Consider the following 24,249-nt stretch of genomic DNA (forward strand, 5'->3'; position numbering starts at 1 on the left):
GTCGGACACAACAATTAGTGCAGCGAAAGTGCAGCTTTTTATGCTTTTTCGGCGGTTTTTTTCCCGATCAGAGGAAGGCAGTCTCTTCAAAGCTGCGCAATTTACGCGAATGGATGCGTTCCAGCGGCATTTCGCGCAAGGTCTCCATCGCCCGAATTCCGATCAAAAGATGGCGCGACACCTGTGTTGTATAGAAATCCGATGCCATTCCGGGCAGCTTTAGCTCTCCGTGCAGCGGTTTGTCGGATACACACAGAAGCGTGCCGTAGGGCACCCGGAAGCGGAAGCCATTCGCGGCAATCGTCGCGCTTTCCATATCAAGCGCAATCGCGCGGGATTGCGATAGCCGTTGAACCGGGCCGGTTTGATCGCGCAGTTCCCAGTTCCGGTTATCAAGGCTCGCCACCGTGCCGGTTCGCATAATGCGCTTCAGCTCATAGCCTTCCAGTTCGGTCACCTGCGCAACCGCCTTTTCAAGCGCGATCTGAATCTCAGCAAGCGGCGGAATCGGCACCCAAATCGGCAGGTCCGCATCCAGCACGTTATCTTCGCGCAGATAGGCATGGGCCAGAACGAAATCGCCAAGCGATTGCGAGTTCCGAAGGCCCGCGCAATGCCCGACCATCAACCAGGCATGGGGGCGCAGAACCGCGATATGATCAGTCGCGGTTTTCGCGTTCGACGGCCCGACCCCAATATTGACGAGTGTGATCCCACCCCCATCGGCACGTTTCAGGTGGTAGGTCGGCATCTGCGGCAGTTTCGCCGGGATCGGAAGCTCTGCCGTTGCATCGGTGATTTCAACATTCCCGGTCGACACGAAGCTGGTGTAGCCGCTGTCAGGATCGGCCAGCACCTTGCGGGCATAGGCTTCGAACTCCGCAACGTAGAATTGGTAGTTGGTGAACAGAACGTGGTTCTGGAAATGCTCGGGCAAGGTCGCGGTGTAGTGCGACAACCGGGCAAGCGAATAATCCACCCGCTGCGCCGTAAATGGCGCGAGGGGGGAGGAGCCATCGGCATTCTCGGCCCCCATCCCGTTTACGATGTCATCGTTTGTCGTCGACAGATCCGGCACGTCGAAAATATCGCGCAGCGGATATTCCAGATACCCTTCCTGCGGGACCGTTACGTCGGGATCATTCGCAACCGCGAAATGCACGGGAATCGGCGTATTAGAGACACATATCGTCACCGGAACGTCGTGATTTCGGATCAACAGGTCGATCTGTTGGATCAGGTAGCTGCGAAACAGATCGGGACGGGTCACGGTTGTCGCATATTCGCCGGGGCTGGCCACATGACCGAAGGCCAGGCGACTGTCGCCCTGCGCGTGGCTGGTCGTGCTGATCCGAATTTCCGGGTAAAACGCACGGAAGCGTTCGTCTGGCCGCGGCCCTTGGGCGCGTTTGGAAAAGGACTCCGCCAGAAATTGAATCGCTTCTTCATAAAGCTCGCACAGTTTGTCGACCGCAGCCGTCCCGTCGCGAAAGCTTTGCGCGGGCGGGGTCGGCGGCGATTGCACCGTCAGATTCAGATCGGCTGGTTTCATTGGTCTTGTCCTTCGTCAAACAGCGGCGTCAACTCGAATGTGCGGACATCGACGAGGCCAAGGTCAGAAATCCTCAACTCCGGTATCACGACCAGCGCCAACAAGGAATGCTGCATGTAAGCGTTGTTCAGCGTGCAGCCGCACGCCTCCATCGCCTGCACCATCTTATCCGCCTTCGCCGCAACCTCGGTCGCCGGGGCGTCGGACATCAGGCCAGCGATCGGAAGTTCGACAAGGGCAAGTTCTTTGCCATCTTTCCAGATGGTCACGCCGCCGCCAACCTCCTGCAATCGGTTTGCGGCAAGGGCCATGTCGGCGTGGCTGGTCCCGACAACAATCATGTGGTGGCTGTCATGCGCCACGGTTGAGGCCATCGCCATCTGCCCAGTGTAGCCAAAGCCCGAAACGAACGCATTGACCACACCGCCCGTCGCCTGATGCCGTTCGACCAAGGCAATCTGACAAACGTCCTGTTCAGGATCGCCCGGAACAAGGCCGTCCTGCACCTTCAACTCCGCCTTCAGGGCTTTCGTCGGCGCTTGGTTTTCGACCACACCGATGACGTTCGCCGTTACGTGGTTCGCACCTGCTGGCGCTGCGATTTCAAAATCCGCACCGCTTAGGGCGCGACCCATATGAACGGTGTCGCGGGCATGGGCGGGCCAGTCGAGGTGTGGGCAATCAACCTTCATCTCACCCTCTATCGCAACCGTCACACCTCGGGCGATTACGCGATGGATCGGCAGGGTGCCCAGATCACTCGTCAGGATCACGTCCGCCCGTCTTCCGGGTGAAATAGAGCCTAATTCACGCTCCAACCCGAAATGGGTCGCGGTGTTGATCGTCGCCATTTGCAGCGCGATCAACGGGTCGCATCCGCATTCAATTGCGTGCCGGACAACGCGGTTCATATGCCCGTCATTCACCAGCGTTCCGGAATGGCAATCGTCGGTGCATAGGATAAAGTTGCGCGGGTCGAGCCCTTTTTCGGTCACCGCCGTAATCTGCGTTTCAACATCATACCAGGCAGAGCCGAGCCGCATCATATGCCGCATCCCCTGCCGCGTTCGGGCAATAGCGTCCGCCTCGCAGGTGCCTTCGTGATCGTCAGCAGGGCCGCCGGCGGCATAGGCGTGGAACGCCGGGCCAAGATCGGGGCTGGCGTAATGCCCGCCAACGGCCTTTCCGGCCCGCTGGGTCGCTGCAATCTCGGCCAGCATTTTCGGGTCGGCGTTTACGACACCGGGAAAGTTCATCATCTCCCCCAACCCAATAATGCCCGGCCATGTCATCGCTTCGGCCACGTCATCGGGGGTGATTTCAAAGCCCGTTGTCTCCAATCCCGGCGCGGACGGGGCGCAGGACGGCATCTGCGTAAAGATGTTGATGGGCTGTAACAGAGCCTCATCATGCATCAAACGCACGCCTTCAAGGCCCATCACATTCGCAATCTCATGCGGGTCGGTGAACATGCTGGTGGTGCCATGCGGCGCGACGGCACGGGCGAATTCGGCCGGGGTGAGCATCCCGGATTCGATGTGCATATGGGCATCACATAGGCCGGGGATCATATATTGCCCGGCGCAGTCGATCACCTGAGTGTCTGGTCCGATGCAATGGGACGCGTCCGGCCCGCAATAGGCGAACCGCCCCTCAGCAATCGCGATGTCGTGGTTTTCAAGCACCTCGCGGGTGTGAACATTGACCCAAGCGCCGCCCTTCAGAACGGTGTCGGCGGGTGCGCGACCAGCAGCGACGGCGACGAGTTTCGGCGCGACATCCGGCCAAGATTTCAAAGCATGATTTTCCATCACCCAATTGTTCTGAGAATTACCCGAGGTTCAAGCCCCGAAAAACTGTCGCAAAACTGCTAGGCAAGTCGCAAATGCAATGCCCTACTGAGAACCGAGGAGGAGGCGACCATGACTCAAACGGCTCAGCTGCGGGCGCAGACCAATATGGATCACTGGCCCGAACGGGTCGATCTGGCCGCCGCGTTCCGTTGGGCGGAGCGGCTGAACTGGCACGAGGCGGTGGCAAATCACTTCTCTCTTGCGATCAACGATGACGGCACGCAGTTCTTGATGAATCCGAACCAGATACATTTTTCGCGGATAAGGGCGAGCGATCTGATTGTCGTCGATGCAAACGATCCCGACACGCTGAAAGGCCCGAACGCGCCCGATCCGACCGCTTGGGGGCTGCATGGCGGACTGCATCGGCACTGCCCGCATGCCCGCTGCGCGATGCATGTCCATTCTGTCTTTGCGACCGTGCTGGCAAGCCTTGCGGACAGCCGCCTGCCGCCGATTGACCAGAACTGCGCGACGTTTTTCAACCGTTATGTGATCGACGAAGGCTATGGCGGCCTTGCTTTTGAGGAAGAGGGCAAACGCTGCGCCCGACTTTTTGATGACCCGAAGAAGAAGGTGATGATCATGGGAAACCATGGCGTCATGGTCATCGGCGATACGGTCGCGGACACGTTCAACCGGCTCTATTATTTCGAGCGGGCAGCAGAGACATACATCCGCGCCCTGCAAACCGGGCAGCCCTTGCGCGTGTTGTCCGACAACATCGCCGAAAAGACCGCGCAGGAGCTTGACGACTATCCCGATCAAGCGGATCGGCATCTTGCCGAGCTGAAAGCCATTCTGGACGAGGAGGGGTCGAATTATGCCCACTGACGCATCCGAAGCACGGGAGGCCGGACGCTGGAATCACCGCCCCCCGACGCCCATCGCGCAGAATCCGCTTTTCCTTTGGCCGCCGCAGCCGAAGGCCATTTTCCGCTGGTATAGTGCCTTTTGGTTTGAGATTTCGACGACGACCTTGTGCTTCGTGATCGCCTTTCTCGCCTATTTCACAATCCTGCCAAGCCTGCCGGAAATGCAAACCCTCGCCCCCGGCTGGATGGCGCGGGTTTGGCTTGCCAACCTCGTGCCGCAATGCATCTGCGCCGGGGTGCTCCACTACTGGCTGATCACCCGCAAAGGTCAGGGAGACGCCACGAAATTCGACCCCCGCGATCAGGCCCGTGACAATGGCACGTTCACCTTCGGCAACCAAGTGCATGACAACATGTTCTGGCACATCGTCAGTGGCATCACCCTTTGGACACTCGCCCAGATCGGCGTGTTCTGGGCGATGGCGAATGGCTATGCGCCGACGATGCTGTTTCCCGACAACCCGATCTGGTTCATCGCCTTCTTCGTCCTGATCCCGATTTGGAGCAGCTTTCACTTCTACTGGGTTCACCGCCTGCTGCACTGGCCGCCGCTTTATAAAATTGCGCACTCGCTGCACCATCGGAACGTCAATGTCGGGCCGTGGTCGGGCATTTCCATGCATCCGATCGAACACGTCCTGTTCTACACGAATTTCCTGATCCATCTGGTCGTGCCAAGCCACCCGCTGCACGTCATGTTCCACGGCTATGTGCAATCGACGCACCCGGTCTTTTCCCATTCGGGGTTTGAAAACCTTGTCGTAAAGGAAAATCCGCAGATGCGGATGGGGGTGTTCTTTCACCAACTGCACCATCGCTATTTTGAATGTAACTACGGCACGGTCGAAATGCCTTGGGATCGGTGGTTCGGCAGCTACCATGACGGCACCGCGCAGGCGACGGATGAAACCCGCGCCCGGAAAAAACAGATGTATACGAGGTAGTTGATGCAATACGGCCTGACGGACGAGCAGGAAATGATCGTCGCCACTGTGCGCAGTTTTGTCGAAAACGAAATTTACCCACATGAAGACACCGTCGAACGCACCGGGGAAGTTCCCGCCGATGCGGCGGAGAGGATCAAGGCAAAAACGCAGGAGCTTGGCTTTTACGCCTGCAATTTTCCGGAAGATGTAGGCGGCGCAGGGCTTGGCCACCTCGAATTCGCGCTGGTCGAACGCGAACTTGGCCGGGGATCGATGGCGCTGACCCATTTCTTTGGCCGGCCGCAGAATATCCTGATGGCTTGCGAGGGTGATCAGAAAGACCGCTATCTGCTGCCGGCCGTTCGGGGCGAAAAGATGGACGCGCTCGCCATGACCGAACCCGGCGCCGGGTCCGACGTGCGCGGCATGAAATGCAGTGCGCGGCGGGATGGCGGCGATTGGGTACTGAACGGGACGAAGCATTTTATCTCAGGCGCGGAGCACGCCGATTTCATCATCGTCTTTGTTGCCACTGGCGAGGATCAGACCCCGCGCGGCCCCAAGAAACGGATCACGACCTTTCTGGTCGATCGCGGCACGCCGGGCTTCACGATCCGCGATGGCTATGCCTCTGTCAGCCACCGGGGCTACAAGAACATGATCCTCGAATTTGACGATTGTCGGTTGCCGGATGCGCAGGTGCTTGGCATCGTCGATGGCGGCTTTGATGTGATGAATGAATGGCTCTATGCCACCCGAATAACCGTCGCAACGATGTGCGTCGGCCGCGCGCGGAGGGTGTTCGACTATGCCCTCAGCTACGCCGCTGAACGGCAACAGTTCGGTCAGCCCATCGGTAAATTTCAGGGCGTCGGGTTTCAAATCGCCGACATGATTACCGAGATTGACGCCGCCGACCTTCTGACTCTTGCTGCCGCCGACCGGCTGGACAAGGGACTGCCCGCCAACCGAGAAATCGCGAGTGCAAAGCTTTATGCCAGCGAAATGCTCGCCCGCGTCACCGATGCGGCGATTCAGGTGCATGGCGGGATGGGGCTGATGGACGACTATCCGCTGGAACGGTTCTGGCGTGATGCCCGTGTCGAACGCATCTGGGACGGCACCAGCGAGATTCAGCGCCATATCATCGCGCGGGATCTGCTGCGCCCGCTTGGCGCATAGCAGGATGCCCCTGTGAGTTCGCGCCGCCTTGATCGCTTGTTCCGCCCGAAGTCGCTCGCCGTGATCGGAGGTGGCGCGTGGTGCCGGCAGGTGATCGGACGCACGAAATCCCTAGGCTTTTCGGGGGCGGTGTATCCGATCCACCCGACGGCGACGGAAATCGAAGGGTTCAGAGCCTATTCCAGCATAAGCGCCCTTCCCGACGCGCCCGATGCCGCGTTCATCGGGATCAATCGGCACAGCACAATCGATGCGGTGGCCGGGCTCAACACCATCGGCGCGGGCGGTGCGATCTGCTTTGCCTCCGGGTTCGCAGAAGCAATGGCAGAGGACGTTAGCGCCGCCTCGCTTCAGGCCGACCTCCTCTCCGCCGCGGGTCATATGCCGATCCTCGGGCCGAACTGCTACGGCTTCATCAACGCGCTTGACGGGGCGATGCTGTGGCCGGACCAGCATGGCCTTATCCGCGAAGACACCGGCGTTGCAATCATAACGCAATCGTCGAACATCGCGCTTAACATCACCATGCAATCCCGCGCCCTGCCGGTCGCCTATATCGTGACCGCCGGAAACCAAGCACAAATCACGCAGGCGGACATCGCCGCCGCGCTGCTGAACGATCCGCGCGTGACGGCGATTGGGCTTCACATCGAAGGGTTCAGCGATCTGCGGGCTTGGGAAGCACTGGCCGCCAAAGCCAACGCCCAAGGCACGCCCCTTGTCGCGCTGAAAGTTGGCAAATCCGACCAAGCGCAGGCTGCTACAGTGACGCATACCGCATCGCTCGCCGGATCGGACGCGGGGGCGGATGCCTTGCTCTGCCGGCTAGGGATCGCGCGGGTGCATAGCCTGCCAACCTTTCTGGAAACGCTGAAGCTGCTGCACGTGACGGGCCGCTTACCGTCAAACCGCATCGCGTCGATCAGCTGTTCGGGGGGTGAAGCGGCGCTTGTCGCGGATAGTGCAGTGTCGCGGAACCTGACCTTCCCGCCGTTGAATGACACCCAGCGGGCGGGGCTGGCGGCGGCGCTGGGACCGATGGTGGGGTTGGCAAATCCGCTCGACTACCACACCTATATCTGGCGCGACGCGGGCGCGATGACAGCGGCGTGGTCCGCGATGATGGACCCCTCGCTGGCGCTGACGCTACTGGTTGTCGATTTCCCACGCGGCGACCGCTGCGATATGTCGGATTGGGATTCGGCGATTGAGGCGGCGATAGCGGCAAAGGCACAAACGGGTGCGAACGTCGCGATGGTGGCAAGTTTGCCGGAATTGATGCCGGAGGAGGTGGCGCTGACGCTCAGGCAAAACGGGGTTGTCCCGCTATGCGGCTTGGACGAGGCACTTGCGGCGGCGGCGGCGGCCGCGTCCATCTCGAAGCCAAACCCGCAACCTCTCTTCCTCACCGACGCACCGTCAAACCCGGTTATTATTGGCGAAGCGACGGCGAAGGCACGGCTGGCAACGTTCGGCGCCGACGTCCCACCGCACGCGATCGCAGACAGCATCGCTGATGTTGCGATGGCTGCGTCGACCCTTCGCTTTCCGGTCGCGCTAAAGGCGCTGGGGCTGGCGCATAAATCTGAACATGGTGCGGTCACGTTGAACCTGAGGACTCCTGAGGCTGTCACGACCGCGGCAAAAACAATGCCCGGTGAGCGTTTTCTGATCGAGGAGATGGTTCAAGATCCGATCACGGAGCTCCTCGTTGGCATCACCCGCGATCCCGCGCATGGCTTCCTTCTGACCATCGGCGCGGGCGGCACGCTGACCGAAATCCTGCAAGACAGCGTCACTCTGCTTCTACCCGTCGACGCGGCAAGCATCGAACACGCCCTGACCCAATTGAAGATCGCGCCGATCCTTGGTGGCTATCGGGGCCAGCCGCCCATCGACATCGCCGCAACCTGCACCGCGATCCTCGCGATACAATCCTATGTTCTTGCAAACGGTGACGCGGTCGAGGAACTTGAGGTCAACCCACTGATCCTGACGCCAACCCGTGCCGTGATCGCCGACGCATTGCTGAGAGAGAGCCCATGACCAACCCCATCAAAACGGACCGCCAAGGCGCCATCCTTGAGGTCACGCTGGACCGTCCCAAGGCGAACGCCATTGATCTGGAAACCAGTCGGCAGATGGGCGAAGTCTTCGCCGCATTTCGCGACGATCCTGATCTGCGGGTCGCGATTCTGACCGGCGGGGGCGAAAAATTCTTCTGCCCCGGTTGGGATCTGAAAGCGGCGGCGGAGGGCGACGCGGTTGATGGGGATTACGGCGTCGGCGGCTTTGGTGGCTTGCAGGAACTGCGCGATATGAACAAGCCGGTGATTGCGGCGGTCAACGGCATCGCCTGCGGCGGCGGGTTGGAGCTTGCCCTGTCCGCTGACATCATCATCGCCGCCGACCACGCCACCTTTGCCCTGCCCGAAATCCGCTCCGGCACTGTGGCGGATGCGGCCAGCGTCAAGCTGCCCAAACGCATCCCCTATCACATCGCGATGGAGCTTTTGCTGACCGGTCGGTGGTTCGATGCAGAAGAAGCGCACCGCTGGGGGCTGGTCAATGAAATCGTCGCGCCAGACAAACTGATCGCGCGGGCGCGCGAGGTGGCAGAACTGCTCGCCTCCGGCCCACCACTTGTCTACGCTGCGATCAAAGAGATCGTGCGCGACGCTGAAGATTCAAAGTTTCAGGACGCGATGAACCGGATTACCGGCCGACAGCTCGCCAGTGTTGATCGCCTTTATAGTTCCGAGGACCAAATCGAAGGGGCGCGGGCCTTTGCGGAAAAGCGCGATCCGGTCTGGAAGGGCCGCTAAGCGCTATTTTTAAGGCGTCCTAAAAAGTTTCAGTCCACCTTGCACACCCGGTTGTGCATCAACGCACCAACTTCGCGCATCGCTCACGCGTCTGTGCATTGTAGTGAGCGAACCCCGTTCCCAAATCCAACTCATCGGAGGCGAAAACAGCTTCCTGCAAAGTTAAACGACAGTTGAAAAGGAACACATAATGAAACGCATCATGCTCACATCCGCACTCGTACTTGGCGTCGCCGCACCTGCATTTTCTGGCACTGCTGCAAGCGAGTTCGCACTTCGCCACTTCGCCGCTGACAATTTGGGCAACGAAGCCCGCGTTTTCCTCGATAGCGACAATGCGCCGAATGCCCGGGCCGTGGCGATCCACACCGCTCTGGCTGCTGAAACCGACACCGGTGTTGAAAGCAACATCAACCTTTCAACCGACGCCGCGTCTGTTTCGACCAGAGGTGCTGTGAACGACCGTGCACAAGCGATCTTTGACGCGCTGCTTGAGGCCGAAGACGCCGCTGACAAGTAACGAGCCATCCTCCCAAGACGACGAAGGCTCCCGGAGTGATCTGGGGGCCTTGTTCTTTCGGCGACTACGGTTCGATAAAATCGACGCCCTGCATCCGCTCAATCCGCGAAATATCCTCTTCGTATAGCTGGGTCAGCGCGGCGATCGTCTGATCGTTCCAGTTGGGCAGGTCAATCTCGGCCTCAACCGCGTCGGGGTCGGCGTATTTATCAAGGAAGATCGCGATCACCTCCCGCCGTTGGACTTCGTTCAGGAAATCCCGATCCGCCAGGTATTGCGTTAACCGCTCAAACCCCTCCGCCGTCATGATCCGTTCTACGATGTCGAGGCTTCCGAGCATTTCGGTGTTGAAATCCGTCCCGGCGAGTTCATGAAGGACAGTGGACCAAACGACGGGCGAATCCTCGTTACACCACACGGTAATCAGGCAGTCGGGGTTTGCGTCCCGTATCCGCTCAATGACCGAAGACCAGCGAACATCATGAAGCGGTGTGCCGTCCATAAACGCCTCGTAGGATTGGCGTTCGCGGGTGTTGAAGGTCGTGGGAACAAAGGTCGCCGGGTTGACGATGGCAAGGTGAAATTCGCAGGGGTTATCCGGGAACAGATTGCGCATCCACCGCGTCTTTTCGCCGGACTTCATGTAAAGACCGCCTGATTGAAACACATGCGCCGGGAAGCTCAGGAAATTGTCGCTCGACAGGATCAGGCGGTTAATCGTGCTTTGATCGACTTCGCCCAGCATCTTGGTCAGCAGATCGCGCTGAAACTCTTCTGTCGCAGGCTCCCCGCGCAGGTCGGCGGCGGCTTCGATGATGGCGGTGCGGTAATGGCGCGGGCGCGGGACGAATACGCCGCGATCCCTTGACAGACCGGGCTGCTTTCTAAGCGACCAGACGACCAGATCTTCGTTCGTGTGCGGCGCACCAAGATGATAGCAAATCGTGAAAGGCGTCAGCATATACGTCCTGCTCGGGTTCTTTTCGTTACGCCTGTTTGGCCATCGCTCGGTGGCCATTTATAGGGGGCGCAGGTTCGGCCACGCAAGCGATAGCTCACCCCACCATCAGGCGCGCGACGTCCAACATCCGGTTGGAAAAGCCCCATTCATTGTCATACCAGCCGAACACTCGGACAAGCCCCCCTTTCGACACCGACGTTTCCGCTGGCATCATCACGATCGATTCCGGTCGCGCCCGCATATCGGTTGAAACGACCGCGTCTTGGGTCAACCCGATCACCGGCCCAACCGCCTTTGTTAGAGCCTGATTGACTGCGTCAATATCGGGATTTCCAGACAGCATCAGGGTCAGGTCGATGCAAGATACGCTCGCCGTCGGAACCCGCAGCGCCCGCGCTTCGACCTTGCCGGCGAGGTCTGGCAAAACATCTCCGATCAATTGCGCGGCTGAGGTTGTCGTCGGCACCATCGACAGCGCCGCCGCCCGGCTTCGCGCCTGATTGCCGCGTGGCATGTCGACCGCGGGCTGGCTGCCTGTATAGCAATGCACCGTTGTCATCTGGCCGCTTTCGATCCCAAACGCGTCGTCCAGAACCTTCAGCAAGGGGGCAAGCGCATTTGTCGTGCAAGAGGCGTTGGAGACAACCGCCTGATCGCCCAGCGTGCTTTCGTTCGCACCCAGAACCACCGTCACATCTGCCGCCGGGGATGGGCCGGAAATCAGCACCCGCCCCGCGCCGCCGCGCAGGCCGCGTTCGGCCACGTCGCTTGTATTGGCGTAGCCAGTGCATTCCAGCACCAAATCGACGCCAGACAGATCAATGGCGGAGATATCGTTTCGCGCATGGAACGGGATCGCGGTGCCATCGACGATCAGGGTATTACCTTCCGCGGCAACCTCCCCCGGATAGGGGCCAAACACGCTGTCGTATTTGAACAGATAGGCGAGCGTTTCAAGGTCCGCGACGTCGTTGATCAGCGCGACCTCGATATCCGCACCCGCCTTCGACATCGCCAGCCGCAGAATCGTGCGCCCGATCCGGCCGAAACCGGTGATCGCAATGCGTATGGGACGATTGGGCATGAGGGTGCGCTTTCGGATGACGTGATCCTTCGGACAGTTCATCTTTCCTGCGGGATCGTCAACCAGATGCACAACGTCCGCCGTCGCACGGCTTGACCCTGCGGGGTCGGGGTGCGACGCTTTCCGCACTATCGGCGTTTCACGAAAAGGATGCGGAATGAAGCAAGTCGATCTGAATGCGGATCTCGGCGAAAGCTATGGCCCTTGGCGCATGGGCAATGACGCCGCCATGCTCAAGATCGTTTCAAGCGCCAACGTCGCCTGTGGTGGCCATGCGGGCGACACGACGACGATGTTCGAAACAGTCTCTAACGCACGGGAAAACGGTGTTTCTATCGGCGCGCATCCAGGGTTTGAGGATAAGCAGGGGTTCGGGCGGCGCAGGCTTCCCCTGACCGCGACTGAGGTTGAACGCCTTGTCGCCGCGCAAGCCGGGGCGCTTTGCGGTATCGCGGCACTTGCGGGGGCCGAGGTGTCCTATGTCAAAGCCCACGGGGCGCTGGCGAATTGGGGGGCCGATGACGCGGACATCGCGGGCGCTATTGTTCGGGGGGCAAAGGCGGCGCTTGGCAGCCGCGCCGCGCTGCTTGCCATTTCAGGGACAGAGCTTGAAATAGCAGGGAATCAAGCCGGAATAGAGACGTATTCTGAGATTTTCGCAGACCGCGGATATACCTCGCATGGCACCCTCGTCCCGCGCAGCGACCCCGGCGCGATGATCCATGACGCAGGCGAAGCCAGCAGCCGTCTGATCGAGTTTTTTGAAACCGGCCTGATGCCAACCGTCGGGGGCGAGCCGATCAAGCTTAATGCGCATTCGATCTGCATCCACGGCGATGGGCCCAGCGCGGTTGCGATGGGCCGCCAGATTCACGCAGACCTGTCCGCTGCGGGCTTTGAAATCAAAACCTTCACGGCGACATGACGCTGCCTCGCCGCAACGACCGTTGAAGTCGGCCAGCGAAGACCCTATCAGACACCCAACCGAGTTTTGAGACAGAGAGGCGCCCGTGGCGAACCATCTATACAAGAATGACCTGCCGGACGGGCTCGACCTTGGCCCGGTTGTCGCGATTGATTGCGAAACGATGGGGCTGAACCCGCACCGGGATCGGCTGTGTGTGATCCAGATGTCGGGCGGCGACGGCAACGCGCATCTGGTGCAGGTCGAAAAAGGCCAGACCGACGCGCCGAACCTCTGCCGGATGCTGACGAACCCCGATGTGCTGAAATTGTTTCACTTCGGCCGGTTCGACATTGCCGCGATGCACAACGCCTTTGGTGCGCTGACCGTCCCGGTCTACTGCACCAAGATCGCGTCGAAACTGATCCGCACCTACACAGTCCGCCACGGGCTGAAAAACCTGCTGCAAGAGCTGTTGGACATCGACATTTCAAAGCAGCAACAGATGAGCGACTGGGGGGCGGACATGCTGACCGACGCGCAGCTCGACTATGCTGCGTCCGATGTTCTTTACCTGCACCAATTGCGCAACAAGCTGAACGAGCGGCTAAAACGCGAGGGGCGGATGGAACTGGCGCAGTCCTGTTTTGACTTCCTGCCGACACGGGCGCTGCTTGACCTCGAAGGGTGGCCGGAAATCGATATCTTTTCGCACTGATCTGGGCGGCGGCTTTGGCCGCCCCCATATAGCTGATAGACTAAGACGGCAGAAAGGAACGCGGCGGGGCCAATTCCGCGGCAACAGGCACGAATGGCAACCTACGACAACAGCTATTCCAGATTCATTGCGTGGGCGAAGATCATTCTTCCGCTGCTGGCGCTTGCCCTGTTGTCGACCCTGTTTCTGTTCTCGCGGAATATGAATACCGGGCAGACCATCCCTTACGCCGATGTAGATATAGAAGAGCTTGCCCGCGAACCGCGCATTACAGAGCCGCATTATTCCGGCGTCACCGACGACGGCGCCGCACTTTCGGTCTTTGCAACCACCGCGCGGCCCGATCCGTCAGATTCGAAGATGATCCTCGCCGACGCGCTAAAGGCCGTGGTCGACACGCCATCGGGGCTGACCATCGACATCGAATCCGAAACCGGCACGCTGGATGGCACTGCCGAGACGACAACGCTTGAGGGCAGCGTGAAGGTGCGCATGTCGACAGGCTACGACATTCAGACGGAACAGCTACGCACGGCACTGACCGGGCATCTTCTTGAAACCGAAGGAGAGGTCGCCGCAACCGGGCCGCTTGGCACGCTCAACGCCGGGCAAGTCATTCTTGAACGTGCAGAGGGCGACGACAATGCCTATGTTCTTGTTTTCAAGCGCGGTGTGAAGCTGGTATACACGCCGGAAGATTGAGGGGATGACATGGCTATTCACCTGCGCGCGGCGTTTCTGGCCCTGCTCATGTGCCTGACCGCTGGCGCGGTCGCGGCGCAGGGAACCGAAGTTGCGTTCGGTGGTTTCCAGCATGACAGCAGCCTGCCCGTCGAAATCACCGCAGATCAGCTTGAGGTGAATCAGGCCGACGGTTCTGCCCGCTTCACCGGAAATGTTCTGATCGGCCAAGGCGACATGCGCCTGTCGGCAAATGAAGTCCGCGTTGAATACGCCAGCGGCGACGATGCGGCCGGGCGGATCGAACGGCTGCTCGCCACAGGATCTGTCGTGCTGGTGAGCGGGAGCGAGGCGGCCGAGGCGCAGGAAGCGGTCTATACAATCGACAGCGGCAATGTGGTGCTCTCAGGTGATGTTCTGCTGACACAGGGTCAAAATGCGCTGTCCGCGAACCGTATGGTGCTTGACCTCAACACTGGAACGGCGCGGATGGACGGGCGCGTGCGCACAGTCTTGCAATCCGGGGATAACTGATGACCGCGACCCCCGATCTGACCCTGTCCGAAGGCAGCGCCGGCCTCACCATCCAGAGCCTGCGCAAAAGCTATCGCAAGAAACTGGTGATCCGCGATGTCAGCTTGCATCTGGGCCGGGGCGAGGTTGTCGCGCTGCTGGGTCCGAACGGGTCGGGCAAGACGACGTGTTTTTATTCCATCGCCGGTCTCGTCATGCCCGAGGGCGGGCATGTCCTGATCGACGGGCGGGAAGTCACGTCGCTGCCAATGTATCGCCGCGCAAAGCTCGGCATCGGGTATCTGCCGCAGGAAGTGTCGATCTTTCGCGGCATGACGGTTGAGGATAATATCCTCGCCATTCTCGAAATCACCGATTCCGACCAGCACAAGCGCCGCGAACGGCTTGAAGATTTGCTGAGCGAGTTTTCCATCGAACACCTGCGCCGCGCCTCAGCCCTGTCGCTGTCGGGCGGTGAGCGGCGACGGGTCGAAATCGCGCGATCGCTGGCGGCGGACCCGAAATACCTGCTACTGGATGAACCCTTTGCCGGGGTCGATCCAATTGCCGTCGGCGAAATCCGCAGCCTTGTGGCTGACCTCAAGACCCGTGGTATCGGGGTGCTGATTACCGATCACAACGTCCGCGAAACCCTCGAAATCGTGGATCGCGCCTATATCCTGCATGACGGCAAAGTGTTGATGAGCGGCACCGCCGACGAAGTCGTGCAGGATGAAAACGTCCGCCGCGTCTATCTTGGGCACAGCTTTCGCATTTCCTGAGACCGCCGAATTGAACGGGTGCCGCACGCTATGTCGCTGAAGCCCAAACTGTCACAATCCCAGCGCCTCGCGCTGACGCCTGCATTGCGGCAATCCCTGAACATTCTGGCGATGCCTCTGACCGACCTAACTGCGGTGATAGAGGCTGAAGCCGCCGAAAACCCCTTTCTTCAGGTCGACCATCCGGGCGGCGATGGCAGAGCCTATGACTACGCCCTCGCCACGTCCGAAGCGCCGACCACGCTGGCCGATTCCGTCCGGCAGCAAATCGCTGTCATGTCCCTGCCCGATCTGGTGCGCGACGTCGCACTCTACCTCGTTGGGGATTTGACCGATGACGGATTTCTTGAAACCGCGACAGAGGAGGTCGCGGCAGACCTACGCGTTGCGCCCGATGTTATCGACCAAGCAATCGCCGCGTTGCAGGAGTGTGAGCCTGTCGGCATCGGCGCCCGAAACCTAACCGAAGGTCTGACCCTGCAACTGATCGCAAAGGGAATCACCCGAGCGGATGCTACGGACGCGACCCGCCATCTGGACCTGTTCGCGACGCGCGACTGGGCAAAATTGCAGAAGGCGACCAGCTGGCCAAGCGACAAGATGCACAAACTGGCAGAGCTGATCGGCACCCTGTCGCCGTTTCCAGCCGAACGGTTTGGCGAAACGGCACAGCCGATCACGCCCGATGTTTTGGTCGAACCCGATGGTCAGGACGGCCATCACGTGATGCTGGCCCGTGGGGTCGCGCCTAGCGTCACGCTTGATCGAACGTTGCTGGCAGCAGCGAAGGGGGACGCGGCCGCGCAGGAATATTCAAAGGAACGGCAGGCGCGGGCGGACGCCCTGATCAACGCGATTGAATTTCGCGGGCGGACCTTGCTGCGGCTGGTTCAGGCAATCGTCGTCCATCAACACAGGTTCTTTTCCGGCGATTTCGACCACCTCACGCCGCTGACACAAGTCGAACTTGCCGCGACGCTTGAGGTGCATCCGACAACGGTTTGCCGCGCCATCGCTGGCAAATACGTGCAGGTCAACGGCGCGGTATACCCAGTGTCGTTCTTCCTGTCCCGCGCGACAAAGTCAAAGGCCGACACCGGGCCGTCCGCCTATACGGTTCAGCAACTTATTCGACGGATGATCGTCGCAGAGCCGCCCAGCGCCCCGCTGTCAGACGATGCGATTGTGAAGAAATTGAAGACGGATGGAGTTGACATTGCCCGCCGAACTGTCGCCAAATACAGGGGATGCATGAACATTCCTTCATCGTTCGAGCGACGGCGCAATGCGGCCTTGCAGCGAACGCGCCCGGCACCGCCGGGCGGTGTCAGATCCGTAAAACGATAACACCTGTGCGGCCCCTCTGCCTGCGGGCTCACGGTGTTACCCCTACAACCATAGGAGGTTAGATGCGGTACCAGATCAGCGGAAAACAAATCGACATTGGCGACGCACTTCAGGTTCACGTGAAAGAGGAGCTTGGAAATGTCGTGGACAAATATGCGGAACGTCCGACCGATGCCCAGATCATATTTTCCCGCAGTGCACATGAGTTTGTTTGCGAGGCAACCGTTCACCTATCGACCGGTCTGACCGCACAGGCAAAGGCGCACGCGAACGAGATCTACGCCGCCTTCGATCAGTGCAGCGAAAAGATGGAAAAGCAGCTGCGCCGCTACAAGCGCCGTTTGAAGGATCATCACAAGGAACGCGCCAACCCCGTTGAACTTTCCGGCGCGTCCTCTTATATCCTCGCCTCATCGGACGATTCAGGGGATGAGGAGCCGGATACGCTTCAACCGATGATCATTGCCGAAATGGAATCGAAGATTCCATCGCTGTCTGTCGGCGAAGCGGTGATGCAGATGGAGCTGGCCGGCGCCCCGATCCTTGTGTTCCGACATGAAGGGCATAGCGGCGTGAATGTCGTTTATAGGCGCGATGACGGCAACATAGGCTGGATCGACCCACAAAATGAGGCATAACCCCGCAGAAGCGGGGTTCAGAAGAACGTAGGTTTATGGAACTTTCCAGCATTCTGCAGCCGGAGGCCGTCAAGGTCCTGAGCAAATCAACGAGCAAGAAGCGCCTTTTCCAGGAACTTGGGGAAATCGCCGCCGCTCGGCACGGGCTTGATGCGACTGATGCGATCACCGCGTTGCAGGAACGTGAAAACCTGGGACCGACCGGGGTGGGCCATGGCGTGGCCCTTCCCCACGCACGGATCGCCGGGCTGGAAGAGGTCGGCGGCGTATTCCTGCGGTTGGACATGCCGATTGATTTCAACTCCGTCGATCGTCAGCCAGTCGATCTGGTCTTCGCGCTGTTCGCGCCGCTTGATTCCGGTGTCGACCACCTGAAGGCGCTGGCGCTGGTATCCCGCACCATGCGCGATCCCGATGTCTGCGCGAAACTCAGGGCGAATTCCGATTCGATGGCGCTGCACGCGATCCTGACCGAAGCGCGGTCAAGTCAGGCTGCCTAGCTCCGCGCGTCGCCCCACGCGCGGTATCCGAACATTAAGTAGTCCCGGCGATAGGCGTCGTGCACGGCGGATTCTACCGTTTCGTCGTAGATATCGGCGAGGGTGAAGGGCGCGTCACCCGCTGGCACGGCCACCGCTGGCGCCACAATATCCGTAGCTCGCGCAAGCTGCGCCAAGCCATCCTCCATATCCTCCGCCCGCAGAACCATGTCGGGGGCCGCGAACTTGCAAATGCCTTGCAGCAATTGCGACTGGTTCGCCCAGACCGGATCAATCCGCAGACCCGTCTGCCCCGCCAGATTGGATTTCAGGAACCCAAGAAACGCCAGAAACGCCGCGCGATGCTGTGCGGCGTCGTAGGATTCATCAGACCCGTCTTCGGGCAAGGGCAGTTTGAACAGCTTGCGCAAAGTCCCTCTGACCTCAGTAAACGGGCCGTCGCCAACCGGAAGGATGTCGCGGCAAAAGACGGCGTGTGCGCGTGTCGCGGGATGGGTCACGATTGAAAAGCTGCGATGTCCCGGATGTTTCCGCATCCATTGGCGGAGTGTTTTTTGCGTGAAACCGCTCTGCACTGGCGCACCGTCAAGCGCCACAAACCACTCCTCGATATGCGAATCTGGCGCCCCTTGGATCGGCAGATAGATCACCGGACTTTCCGCGGCGGCGATATAGGTCGGCACCATCGGGCCGCGATCAGGCTCTAATACAGGCGTTTCGCCGCTATCAAACCGCGCGAGGTCGGCAAGCGCCTCCTCCATCTCTGCGTGGTTCTCAACCTTGTCGCTCAGGGAGGCAGGGTTTTGTTTCTTGATCGACTTCGCGGGCGACTTGATTTCGTGATCGACCCCCAGAAACCGGGCGAGCCCATTCAACACGCCGACATCCTGCAAATCGTCATAGTCGATGTGAAACGCCGTTTGGCCCGAAATCTGCAATTGCCGCAGAACATCCCGGCGAAAGGTGCTTTGCGCCTGCAGTTGCGCCGCGAACTCCGCGCGGTCAAAGCGGATGCGGGCCGATTTCTGGTGCTTCACATTGGTCAGTTTCCACTGCCCCGTTTCCCGCGCGATCTTCCATGAAACATAGCGATCAACCGGGTTGCGGGTCAGAATCACCTTGGCGCATTTCTTGTCCGGCAAGCACGCCACGAGCGCCCGCGGGTCGTGGTCATGGAAAAACCGAAAGCCGCCCAACCCGTCGGTCTTATCCCTTATGGCGCGGAGGAGCACGCTCGGATCATCCTCGCGTTCTTCCAGTGTAATGCCGTGGATATGATTGATCTTCGGAAAGCCGACGAAGCCCGGATTGAACGCTTCTCCGTAACTGGTCAGGCCGGGAAAACTGTTCAGGCTTTCTTCCAGAAAATTCGATCCGGTGCGCATTTCCGCAAGGATCATGAAGCAATCAAATCGGTTCTTCATGCGACCCTACTTCACCAGATATGGCTTGCGCCGACCGCGCGGTTTTCGGCGCGGATCATCGTCAGACGGGAAATCACCCATCAGATAAGGGTGCATCCCCTGATTCTTGAGGTTCTGCAAGAACTGCCCGAATCCGGCTAGATCGGCCATCTTTGGCGCTTCGGTCAGACGGCTGCGCCCCCTTGGGCCGATCTCATCAATGATGATCTGAAGCGGCTCCATCGGGGACTCGATAAACTCAGCCATTGTCCAAATCCGCGCGCGCGCGCGACATTCGGGCAGGCGCAAAGCGTCCAGATGTTCGCTTTCGATCTTCTGAAGCGCCGCTGCCTGTCTGCGAATGTCCGAAAAATTCTCATTCGAATGAAACAGTGGAATCGCCCACGCGCCGGAAATCACGAAGACTTGGGCATTTGGATCACGGGTCAGCAGATCACCGATGGCTTGGGTATCCGAGGGGCCGTATTGAAAACACTGCCGCTCCCCCCGCGCGTTCCAGATGAGATTGGTGAGGAAAGCGCGCGGATTGTAATCGCGCAAGGCGGGCGCACTGGACAGCGCACCCAGATACGTGTCGGGCCGCCCCACAAACTCCGCCCGCTCAGGCGCGAATAGATGACCGTGCACCTTGCTGCCCGTCGCATTCGCCAGCCACGATTCGAAGTCATCGAACAGATCGGCGAACCCTTCGAACACCGCATAGGGGGCCGAGGTCAGATCGTTTTCCCAGTGTCGGTTGGGGAATCGGCTGTGCATGTAAAGACCGGGCCGCCCCCGCGTGCGCCGCTCTACCGCCTTGGCGAATACACGGTCAATCTTGCCGGGGTTCGGTTCTGCCTTGTTCTGCGCGACCTTCTTGTCGTTCAGGAATGTGCGGTAAAGCTTGTCCGCATTCGGCCAGATTTTCCGTGCGACGAAGCAATCGGAACGCCGCAAAAGGTGCAGGTGGTCATCATAAAAAATATGCGGCTTTCCCTGAAAGTCAAACTTCGACAGGGTTAGAGAACGACTCTCGATATTGGTAGAATACAGCCGGGATAGGGTCTGAAAATAGCTTTCATCCGGTATCCAGACCCGCTTGAAATAACGGTCGTATTTCGGCCTCTCCGGGTCTTCCAAAATCGCCGTTAGGGTCTGTCGGGTCAGGCACCACCATTGCGATCCCATATGGGGCGTGATGCCGTCTGGTATCCGCCGCCGAAATCCGACCCGGCGTTGCAGGCGCACGTAGCGGTCGAACAGATACCGGTTGGTGCGCCACGAAAACGGGAACCGCAGGGTAAAGCGTTCTTCGTCAAGGCCACCGATGGTCCACGGCACATCTTCGGTCGTGGCGGATTCGATGAAATCGGTGCGCGGACGCGCGGCAAGGTAATCGACAAGCTCTGAAACCGGACGCAGCGGCAGGCACGATCCCGACGCCAGATAGACGTGACGCACATCAGCAAAGTGCGACAGCATCAGCTCAACGGCGATCTGCGTCGCCTCAACCATGGACCACTTGCCCCAATGACACGCACAGCGCGCGGAAAACCGAACGTTGGACAGATCCGCAAGGTTCGCCTGAAACGCGAGGAATTCCGCATCGTCGACCCGCTTATCGACATGGATCACCACGGGGCATTCATGCGTCGCCCAATGGCGCGCGACCTCAGCCGCGCGGTCAAGCGCGGTGTGGGCCAGCATGACAATCCCGACGGTCATGCCCAGTTCCCCTTTGACATGAGGCCCAGAATCTCAAGCTGTCGCCAGTTGATGTATTGCTCTGACCACTTGCACCACAGGTCCGGGCTTTTATCAGATTGGGCGTAATAGGCCTTATATTCGTGGCTCGCAGCGTAGTGTTGCTTGCGCTCCAACTCCTCCGCCGATTTTTCGTTGAAGGAGTCGAGGAATTTGGCGTGCATCAAACACCCTGACGCTTTTTCCCCCCCCCATTCGTCGTAAACGAGGTTCAGACCCCGCGGTAAAAGCGAATGGGTCGAACTGACATAGGTATAGTTGCGATCCCATTTGACCAGCGGCACCTTGTTCAGCGCTGGCGCTTTTTCGGGCTTGTCCGCAAAGAACATCCGCGCCCTTGGGCCGCCCTGAATCCAAAGATTGCCAAGCTGCTGGTTTTTGCTGATGACGTAGTTGCCGCTGTCAAACCACGATGCGATTTCGAACGGATTCTGGCCTTCGTGATAAGGCACTTCGTCAATCGGTCCGCGCGGATACATATCCAGAAGCATCGCGCCGAAGGACCGTATACCCGACGCATCCAACCAGTCCGTCAGCGCGGCAAGCGATCGCGTATCGCAGAACGGATAGACCAGGAACTCATCCACATCGACGGTCAGGGTCCAATGGCCATGGCCATGCTTCATCTGCAGCCAGTTGATCCAGTCCGCGCCGAACCGCGCGCTTTTGTAGCTATGCGCCGTGTGCCAAAGCGACACGTCCGGCTGGTCGGCAAGATAGTCCCGCCCGCCATCGGTGCTGTCGTTGTCGACGAAAAAGAAATGCTCCACCCCGAGCTTGCGATAGTATTTCAGGAAGTAGGGAAGGCGTATTTTCTCGTTACGTAGGGTCGAAAACGCGATGATCGCGTCGGGTTTGAGGGTCGCGGTGCGATCCACGACGGCGGACAGTTCCCGACGCTTGCGAAAGGCACGCGCACGCCAGCGTTTCCGCTGAAGCCTGAGGCGATATGATTTCGCGATTCCCACTGCGCTTCGACACGTCCCGCCTGATGCGAAGGATGCCGGATTGTCACGTCACCTTGAGGACAAGGTCGAAGTGATCGGACCAGGTGGGGATGTTGGCGCTGCCCGTTTCCCTTTGTCCTGTCCCTGCCCGGTTCTGCTCCGCGAGTTTGCTTATCGTTGTGGACCAAGAGTATCGGTCGTTCGGCAGTGCGTAAACTGGGATATCGCGCAATATTTCCCCGTAGATCGGTAAATCATTCACAACGACGGGCACGCTCCGGACTGCGGCCTCTAACGGCGGAAATCCGTAGCCTTCGGCGAGGCTGGGGAACAACAGCGCGGCGGCGCCCTCCAGAAGTGCCGCAAGCGCCGGATCGCTGAGGCCGGAGAGTTCTTTGATCCTGCTATCCGCGCCTTTCAACGCGTCGAGGCGGCGGAAAACGTCTTCGTTTTCCCAGCCGCGACTTCCGACAATGTAAAGCGTTGGGGTTTCGTGGGCGGTGTCACCTGCCAGATCCTCCCATACATCAAGCAGCAGCGCATGGTTCTTGCGCGGCTCAATGGTGCCAGTCGTCACGAAATACGCGTGGGTGAGGTCCAGCCCGGCAGGCAATTCGGTCGCGTCAGCTTCGGGAAGATCTACGCCGAGATGGGCAACGACACCTTCCGGCATACGGCCCCACGCGTCAAAGTATCTCTCCGCATCGGCGCGGCTTTGGGCGGAGTTATAGATCACCCTGTCAGCGAATTTCCCAACCGCGCGAAGGCGCTTTTCAAAGGTATCGACAACCTCCGGACGCTGTAGATCGGGATGGTCCAGTGGGATCGTGTCGTGGATCATAATTGACAAATTTAGACCCTGTTTTGCCTGAATTTGCTCCAGAACCTCCTCAGACAAGTTGCTGTGGCCGACGTTGAAGCAGGTGGTGCCATCGGGCAGGTGCCGATTCAGCATCCTGCCAAGCCCGTCATGTTTGCACGTCGCAATGGACAACCGCCGAAGGTCTGCTTCGGCGCGGCGGCGCTGATCATTCAGGCGACGTTTCAGCAGCGCGACGGCGTCAGATCGACCCCAATCGACGTTGCCGACCAGCCGTTGATGCAAAGCCCGCACCCCCGCGCGGTCGAGGAGGATGAATTGATGGCTGACGCGGATTAGGCCAAAAACAGACTCTGTTTCTGCCAAAAACTGCTTCAGGTAAGCGGCTTCGACACGGTCCACCCCGGTCCATGGGCCGCGCCCGACCCGGCTGATCAGGCGGGTCAGATCAAGAAGGCGCGCCTTTGGCTCAGGTGCCGTAGTGGCCGTTCTGGTGCCAGCGCCAGGCATCTGCGACCATCTCCTTCAGCGTTGATCGGATCGGCGTCCAGCCAAGCTCTTTCTCCGCCCGGACACTGCCGGACACAAGTTTGGCACAGTCGCCGGGCCGCCGGGCGCCATCATTCGACGGCATCGGCAGGCCAGTCACCTCACTACAGCAATCCAGCACCTCGCGCACCGAAAATCCGGTGCCTGTGCCAAGGTTGAAGACGCGGCTGCCCTTGCCCTCTTCAAGCCATTTCAGACCCAGCACATGCGCTTCGACCAGGTCGAGGACATGGACATAGTCGCGAATACAGGTGCCATCAGGCGTCGGATAGTCGGTGCCATAAACCGTCAGCGCCGCGCGTTTCCCGCTGACAGCATCAAGCGCGAGCGGGATCAAATGGGTTTCCGGCAGATGAAACTCGCCAACCTCACCCTGCGGATCACCACCAGCGACGTTGAAATAGCGAAAGATCACGTGGTTCAACCCGTGGCTTTCGCCGAAATTCGCAAGCACATCCTCAATCGCGCGTTTCGACGCACCGTAAGCGTTGATCGGAACCTGCGGGCAGCTTTCGTCAAGCACGACATTATCGTGGTCGCCATAGGTCGCGCAGGTCGACGAAAAGATGAAGTTCTGACACCCCGCATCCGTCGCCGCTTCGATCAGATTAAGCGAGCCGAGGAGGTTATTTCGCCAGTATAGACCCGGATTCTCCATACTCTCGCCGACTTGGCTGAGTGCTGCGAAGTGCATGACGGCGGCGGGTCTATATGTGGCAAACACCTCATCCAGCCGGGCGCGATCCATCAGATCGCCACGCTCAAGCGGCCCGAATTTGACCGCGTCGGCCCATCCGGTAATCAGATTGTCGAACGTAACCGGGGTATAGCCAGCCGATTTCAGCACCTTGCAGGCGTGCGACCCGATATATCCCGCACCACCGGTGACCAGAACATGCGCCAAT

23 protein-coding genes are annotated in these 24,249 nt (G+C 59.6%); 14 read left to right on the plus strand and 9 right to left on the minus strand.

All coding sequences use genetic code 11. The annotated features are described in order from the left end of the window. Positions 1 to 67: 67 nt before the first annotated feature. Both ACEWPJ_RS16160 and ade read right to left on the minus strand, forming a co-directional pair. Positions 68 to 1,552 (minus strand): AMP nucleosidase, encoded by a 1,485-nt coding sequence (locus ACEWPJ_RS16160; protein ID WP_416514154.1) that lies wholly within the window; start codon positions 1,550 to 1,552, stop codon positions 68 to 70. Continuing rightward, a complete protein-coding gene (gene ade, locus ACEWPJ_RS16165; protein WP_416514155.1) occupies positions 1,549 to 3,363 on the minus strand; it encodes an adenine deaminase in 1,815 nt (604 codons plus the stop codon). The genes ACEWPJ_RS16160 and ade overlap by 4 nt, the downstream gene beginning before the upstream one ends. A 111-nt stretch (positions 3,364 to 3,474) precedes the next feature. Between ade and ACEWPJ_RS16170 the strand changes: the two genes are divergently transcribed. The 6 genes from ACEWPJ_RS16170 to ACEWPJ_RS16195 all read left to right on the plus strand — a co-directional run bounded on the left by ACEWPJ_RS16170 (position 3,475) and on the right by ACEWPJ_RS16195 (position 9,733). After that, complete coding sequence (locus tag ACEWPJ_RS16170; protein WP_416514156.1) at positions 3,475 to 4,239, plus strand: class II aldolase and adducin N-terminal domain-containing protein; 765 nt, start codon at positions 3,475 to 3,477, stop codon at positions 4,237 to 4,239. Then, positions 4,229 to 5,224, plus strand: coding sequence for a sterol desaturase family protein (locus tag ACEWPJ_RS16175; protein ID WP_416514157.1), 996 nt, complete (start codon positions 4,229 to 4,231; stop codon positions 5,222 to 5,224). The genes ACEWPJ_RS16170 and ACEWPJ_RS16175 overlap by 11 nt, the downstream gene beginning before the upstream one ends. A 3-nt stretch (positions 5,225 to 5,227) precedes the next feature. After that, positions 5,228 to 6,388, plus strand: a complete 1,161-nt coding sequence (locus tag ACEWPJ_RS16180; protein WP_416514158.1) for an acyl-CoA dehydrogenase family protein — start codon at positions 5,228 to 5,230, stop codon at positions 6,386 to 6,388. 12 nt (positions 6,389 to 6,400) lie between these two features. Next, complete coding sequence (locus tag ACEWPJ_RS16185) at positions 6,401 to 8,434, plus strand: acetate--CoA ligase family protein (RefSeq protein ID WP_416514159.1); 2,034 nt, start codon at positions 6,401 to 6,403, stop codon at positions 8,432 to 8,434. After that, entirely contained in the window at positions 8,431 to 9,213 is a 783-nt protein-coding gene (locus tag ACEWPJ_RS16190; protein ID WP_416514160.1) for a carnitinyl-CoA dehydratase, read from the plus strand. Before ACEWPJ_RS16185 ends, ACEWPJ_RS16190 begins: the two co-directional genes overlap by 4 nt. A gap of 190 nt (positions 9,214 to 9,403) precedes the next feature. Beyond that, the gene (locus tag ACEWPJ_RS16195; protein ID WP_416514161.1) at positions 9,404 to 9,733 is read left to right on the plus strand and encodes a hypothetical protein; all 330 of its coding nucleotides are present in this window, start codon (positions 9,404 to 9,406) and stop codon (positions 9,731 to 9,733) included. Between the two features lie 64 nt (positions 9,734 to 9,797). On the opposite strand, the gene ACEWPJ_RS16200 is transcribed toward ACEWPJ_RS16195, so the two are convergent. Beyond that, positions 9,798 to 10,694 carry a hypothetical protein gene (locus tag ACEWPJ_RS16200; protein WP_416514162.1) on the minus strand — a complete coding sequence of 299 codons (897 nt, stop codon included), beginning with the start codon at positions 10,692 to 10,694 and terminating at the stop codon, positions 9,798 to 9,800. 94 nt (positions 10,695 to 10,788) lie between these two features. Next, positions 10,789 to 11,778, minus strand: coding sequence for a type I glyceraldehyde-3-phosphate dehydrogenase (locus ACEWPJ_RS16205; protein WP_416514163.1), 990 nt, complete (start codon positions 11,776 to 11,778; stop codon positions 10,789 to 10,791). A gap of 157 nt (positions 11,779 to 11,935) precedes the next feature. Between ACEWPJ_RS16205 and ACEWPJ_RS16210 the strand changes: the two genes are divergently transcribed. The 8 genes from ACEWPJ_RS16210 (at position 11,936) to ACEWPJ_RS16245 (ending at position 17,861) form a co-directional block, all read left to right on the plus strand. Next, positions 11,936 to 12,703 carry a LamB/YcsF family protein gene (locus ACEWPJ_RS16210; RefSeq protein ID WP_416514164.1) on the plus strand — a complete coding sequence of 256 codons (768 nt, stop codon included), beginning with the start codon at positions 11,936 to 11,938 and terminating at the stop codon, positions 12,701 to 12,703. A gap of 85 nt (positions 12,704 to 12,788) precedes the next feature. Then, positions 12,789 to 13,400, plus strand: a complete 612-nt coding sequence (locus tag ACEWPJ_RS16215) for a ribonuclease D (protein ID WP_416514165.1) — start codon at positions 12,789 to 12,791, stop codon at positions 13,398 to 13,400. A gap of 93 nt (positions 13,401 to 13,493) precedes the next feature. Then, on the plus strand, positions 13,494 to 14,102 hold the full coding sequence (lptC, locus tag ACEWPJ_RS16220) for an LPS export ABC transporter periplasmic protein LptC (RefSeq protein WP_416514166.1): 609 nt from the start codon (positions 13,494 to 13,496) through the stop codon (positions 14,100 to 14,102). Positions 14,103 to 14,111: 9 nt separating this feature from the next. Then, positions 14,112 to 14,615 (plus strand): LptA/OstA family protein, encoded by a 504-nt coding sequence (locus ACEWPJ_RS16225; RefSeq protein WP_416514167.1) that lies wholly within the window; start codon positions 14,112 to 14,114, stop codon positions 14,613 to 14,615. Beyond that, positions 14,615 to 15,376, plus strand: a complete 762-nt coding sequence (lptB, locus tag ACEWPJ_RS16230) for an LPS export ABC transporter ATP-binding protein (RefSeq protein ID WP_416514168.1) — start codon at positions 14,615 to 14,617, stop codon at positions 15,374 to 15,376. The genes ACEWPJ_RS16225 and lptB overlap by 1 nt, the downstream gene beginning before the upstream one ends. A 30-nt stretch (positions 15,377 to 15,406) precedes the next feature. Further along, on the plus strand, positions 15,407 to 16,723 hold the full coding sequence (rpoN, locus tag ACEWPJ_RS16235; RefSeq protein ID WP_416514169.1) for an RNA polymerase factor sigma-54: 1,317 nt from the start codon (positions 15,407 to 15,409) through the stop codon (positions 16,721 to 16,723). A gap of 62 nt (positions 16,724 to 16,785) precedes the next feature. After that, positions 16,786 to 17,361: a ribosome hibernation-promoting factor, HPF/YfiA family gene (gene hpf, locus ACEWPJ_RS16240; protein ID WP_416514170.1), complete on the plus strand. Its 576-nt coding sequence runs from the start codon at positions 16,786 to 16,788 to the stop codon at positions 17,359 to 17,361. A 35-nt stretch (positions 17,362 to 17,396) separates the two neighbouring features. Continuing rightward, complete coding sequence (locus ACEWPJ_RS16245) at positions 17,397 to 17,861, plus strand: PTS sugar transporter subunit IIA (RefSeq protein ID WP_416514171.1); 465 nt, start codon at positions 17,397 to 17,399, stop codon at positions 17,859 to 17,861. On the opposite strand, the gene ACEWPJ_RS16250 is transcribed toward ACEWPJ_RS16245, so the two are convergent. Genes ACEWPJ_RS16250 through galE form a run of 5 tightly spaced genes read right to left on the minus strand, consistent with a single transcriptional unit; the run spans position 17,858 to position 24,248 of the window. Next, positions 17,858 to 19,285, minus strand: a complete 1,428-nt coding sequence (locus ACEWPJ_RS16250) for a nodulation protein NodH (protein ID WP_416514172.1) — start codon at positions 19,283 to 19,285, stop codon at positions 17,858 to 17,860. The two genes, ACEWPJ_RS16245 and ACEWPJ_RS16250, sit on opposite strands and share 4 nt — an antisense overlap. A 6-nt stretch (positions 19,286 to 19,291) precedes the next feature. Continuing rightward, a complete protein-coding gene (locus ACEWPJ_RS16255; RefSeq protein WP_416514173.1) occupies positions 19,292 to 20,989 on the minus strand; it encodes a beta-1,6-N-acetylglucosaminyltransferase in 1,698 nt (565 codons plus the stop codon). Further along, a complete protein-coding gene (locus tag ACEWPJ_RS16260) occupies positions 20,986 to 21,996 on the minus strand; it encodes a glycosyltransferase family 2 protein (RefSeq protein ID WP_416514174.1) in 1,011 nt (336 codons plus the stop codon). Before ACEWPJ_RS16260 ends, ACEWPJ_RS16255 begins: the two co-directional genes overlap by 4 nt. 43 nt (positions 21,997 to 22,039) lie before the next feature. Continuing rightward, positions 22,040 to 23,305 carry a glycosyltransferase gene (locus ACEWPJ_RS16265; protein ID WP_416514175.1) on the minus strand — a complete coding sequence of 422 codons (1,266 nt, stop codon included), beginning with the start codon at positions 23,303 to 23,305 and terminating at the stop codon, positions 22,040 to 22,042. Continuing rightward, positions 23,265 to 24,248: a UDP-glucose 4-epimerase GalE gene (gene galE / locus ACEWPJ_RS16270; RefSeq protein ID WP_416514176.1), complete on the minus strand. Its 984-nt coding sequence runs from the start codon at positions 24,246 to 24,248 to the stop codon at positions 23,265 to 23,267. Before galE ends, ACEWPJ_RS16265 begins: the two co-directional genes overlap by 41 nt. Position 24,249: the final 1 nt, after the last annotated feature.

Source organism: Aliiroseovarius sp. YM-037, assembly GCF_048060095.1.
Classification (GTDB): domain Bacteria; phylum Pseudomonadota; class Alphaproteobacteria; order Rhodobacterales; family Rhodobacteraceae; genus JBLUOA01.

What these genes read in the sequence shown, in the direction of transcription:
- ACEWPJ_RS16180 (WP_416514158.1), top strand. Translation starts at nt 5,228, where the DNA reads ATGCAATACGGCCTGACGGACGAGCAGGAAATGATCGTCGCCACTGTG.
- ade (WP_416514155.1), bottom strand. Translation starts at nt 3,363, where the DNA reads ATGGAAAATCATGCTTTGAAATCTTGGCCGGATGTCGCGCCGAAACTC.
- ACEWPJ_RS16245 (WP_416514171.1), top strand. Translation starts at nt 17,397, where the DNA reads ATGGAACTTTCCAGCATTCTGCAGCCGGAGGCCGTCAAGGTCCTGAGC.
- ACEWPJ_RS16160 (WP_416514154.1), bottom strand. Translation starts at nt 1,552, where the DNA reads ATGAAACCAGCCGATCTGAATCTGACGGTGCAATCGCCGCCGACCCCG.
- hpf (WP_416514170.1), top strand. Translation starts at nt 16,786, where the DNA reads ATGCGGTACCAGATCAGCGGAAAACAAATCGACATTGGCGACGCACTT.
- lptC (WP_416514166.1), top strand. Translation starts at nt 13,494, where the DNA reads ATGGCAACCTACGACAACAGCTATTCCAGATTCATTGCGTGGGCGAAG.
- rpoN (WP_416514169.1), top strand. Translation starts at nt 15,407, where the DNA reads ATGTCGCTGAAGCCCAAACTGTCACAATCCCAGCGCCTCGCGCTGACG.
- ACEWPJ_RS16200 (WP_416514162.1), bottom strand. Translation starts at nt 10,694, where the DNA reads ATGCTGACGCCTTTCACGATTTGCTATCATCTTGGTGCGCCGCACACG.
- ACEWPJ_RS16265 (WP_416514175.1), bottom strand. Translation starts at nt 23,305, where the DNA reads ATGCCTGGCGCTGGCACCAGAACGGCCACTACGGCACCTGAGCCAAAG.
- lptB (WP_416514168.1), top strand. Translation starts at nt 14,615, where the DNA reads ATGACCGCGACCCCCGATCTGACCCTGTCCGAAGGCAGCGCCGGCCTC.
- ACEWPJ_RS16190 (WP_416514160.1), top strand. Translation starts at nt 8,431, where the DNA reads ATGACCAACCCCATCAAAACGGACCGCCAAGGCGCCATCCTTGAGGTC.
- ACEWPJ_RS16210 (WP_416514164.1), top strand. Translation starts at nt 11,936, where the DNA reads ATGAAGCAAGTCGATCTGAATGCGGATCTCGGCGAAAGCTATGGCCCT.
- ACEWPJ_RS16225 (WP_416514167.1), top strand. Translation starts at nt 14,112, where the DNA reads ATGGCTATTCACCTGCGCGCGGCGTTTCTGGCCCTGCTCATGTGCCTG.
- ACEWPJ_RS16175 (WP_416514157.1), top strand. Translation starts at nt 4,229, where the DNA reads ATGCCCACTGACGCATCCGAAGCACGGGAGGCCGGACGCTGGAATCAC.
- ACEWPJ_RS16195 (WP_416514161.1), top strand. Translation starts at nt 9,404, where the DNA reads ATGAAACGCATCATGCTCACATCCGCACTCGTACTTGGCGTCGCCGCA.
- ACEWPJ_RS16250 (WP_416514172.1), bottom strand. Translation starts at nt 19,285, where the DNA reads ATGAAGAACCGATTTGATTGCTTCATGATCCTTGCGGAAATGCGCACC.
- ACEWPJ_RS16255 (WP_416514173.1), bottom strand. Translation starts at nt 20,989, where the DNA reads ATGACCGTCGGGATTGTCATGCTGGCCCACACCGCGCTTGACCGCGCG.
- ACEWPJ_RS16205 (WP_416514163.1), bottom strand. Translation starts at nt 11,778, where the DNA reads ATGCCCAATCGTCCCATACGCATTGCGATCACCGGTTTCGGCCGGATC.
- ACEWPJ_RS16170 (WP_416514156.1), top strand. Translation starts at nt 3,475, where the DNA reads ATGACTCAAACGGCTCAGCTGCGGGCGCAGACCAATATGGATCACTGG.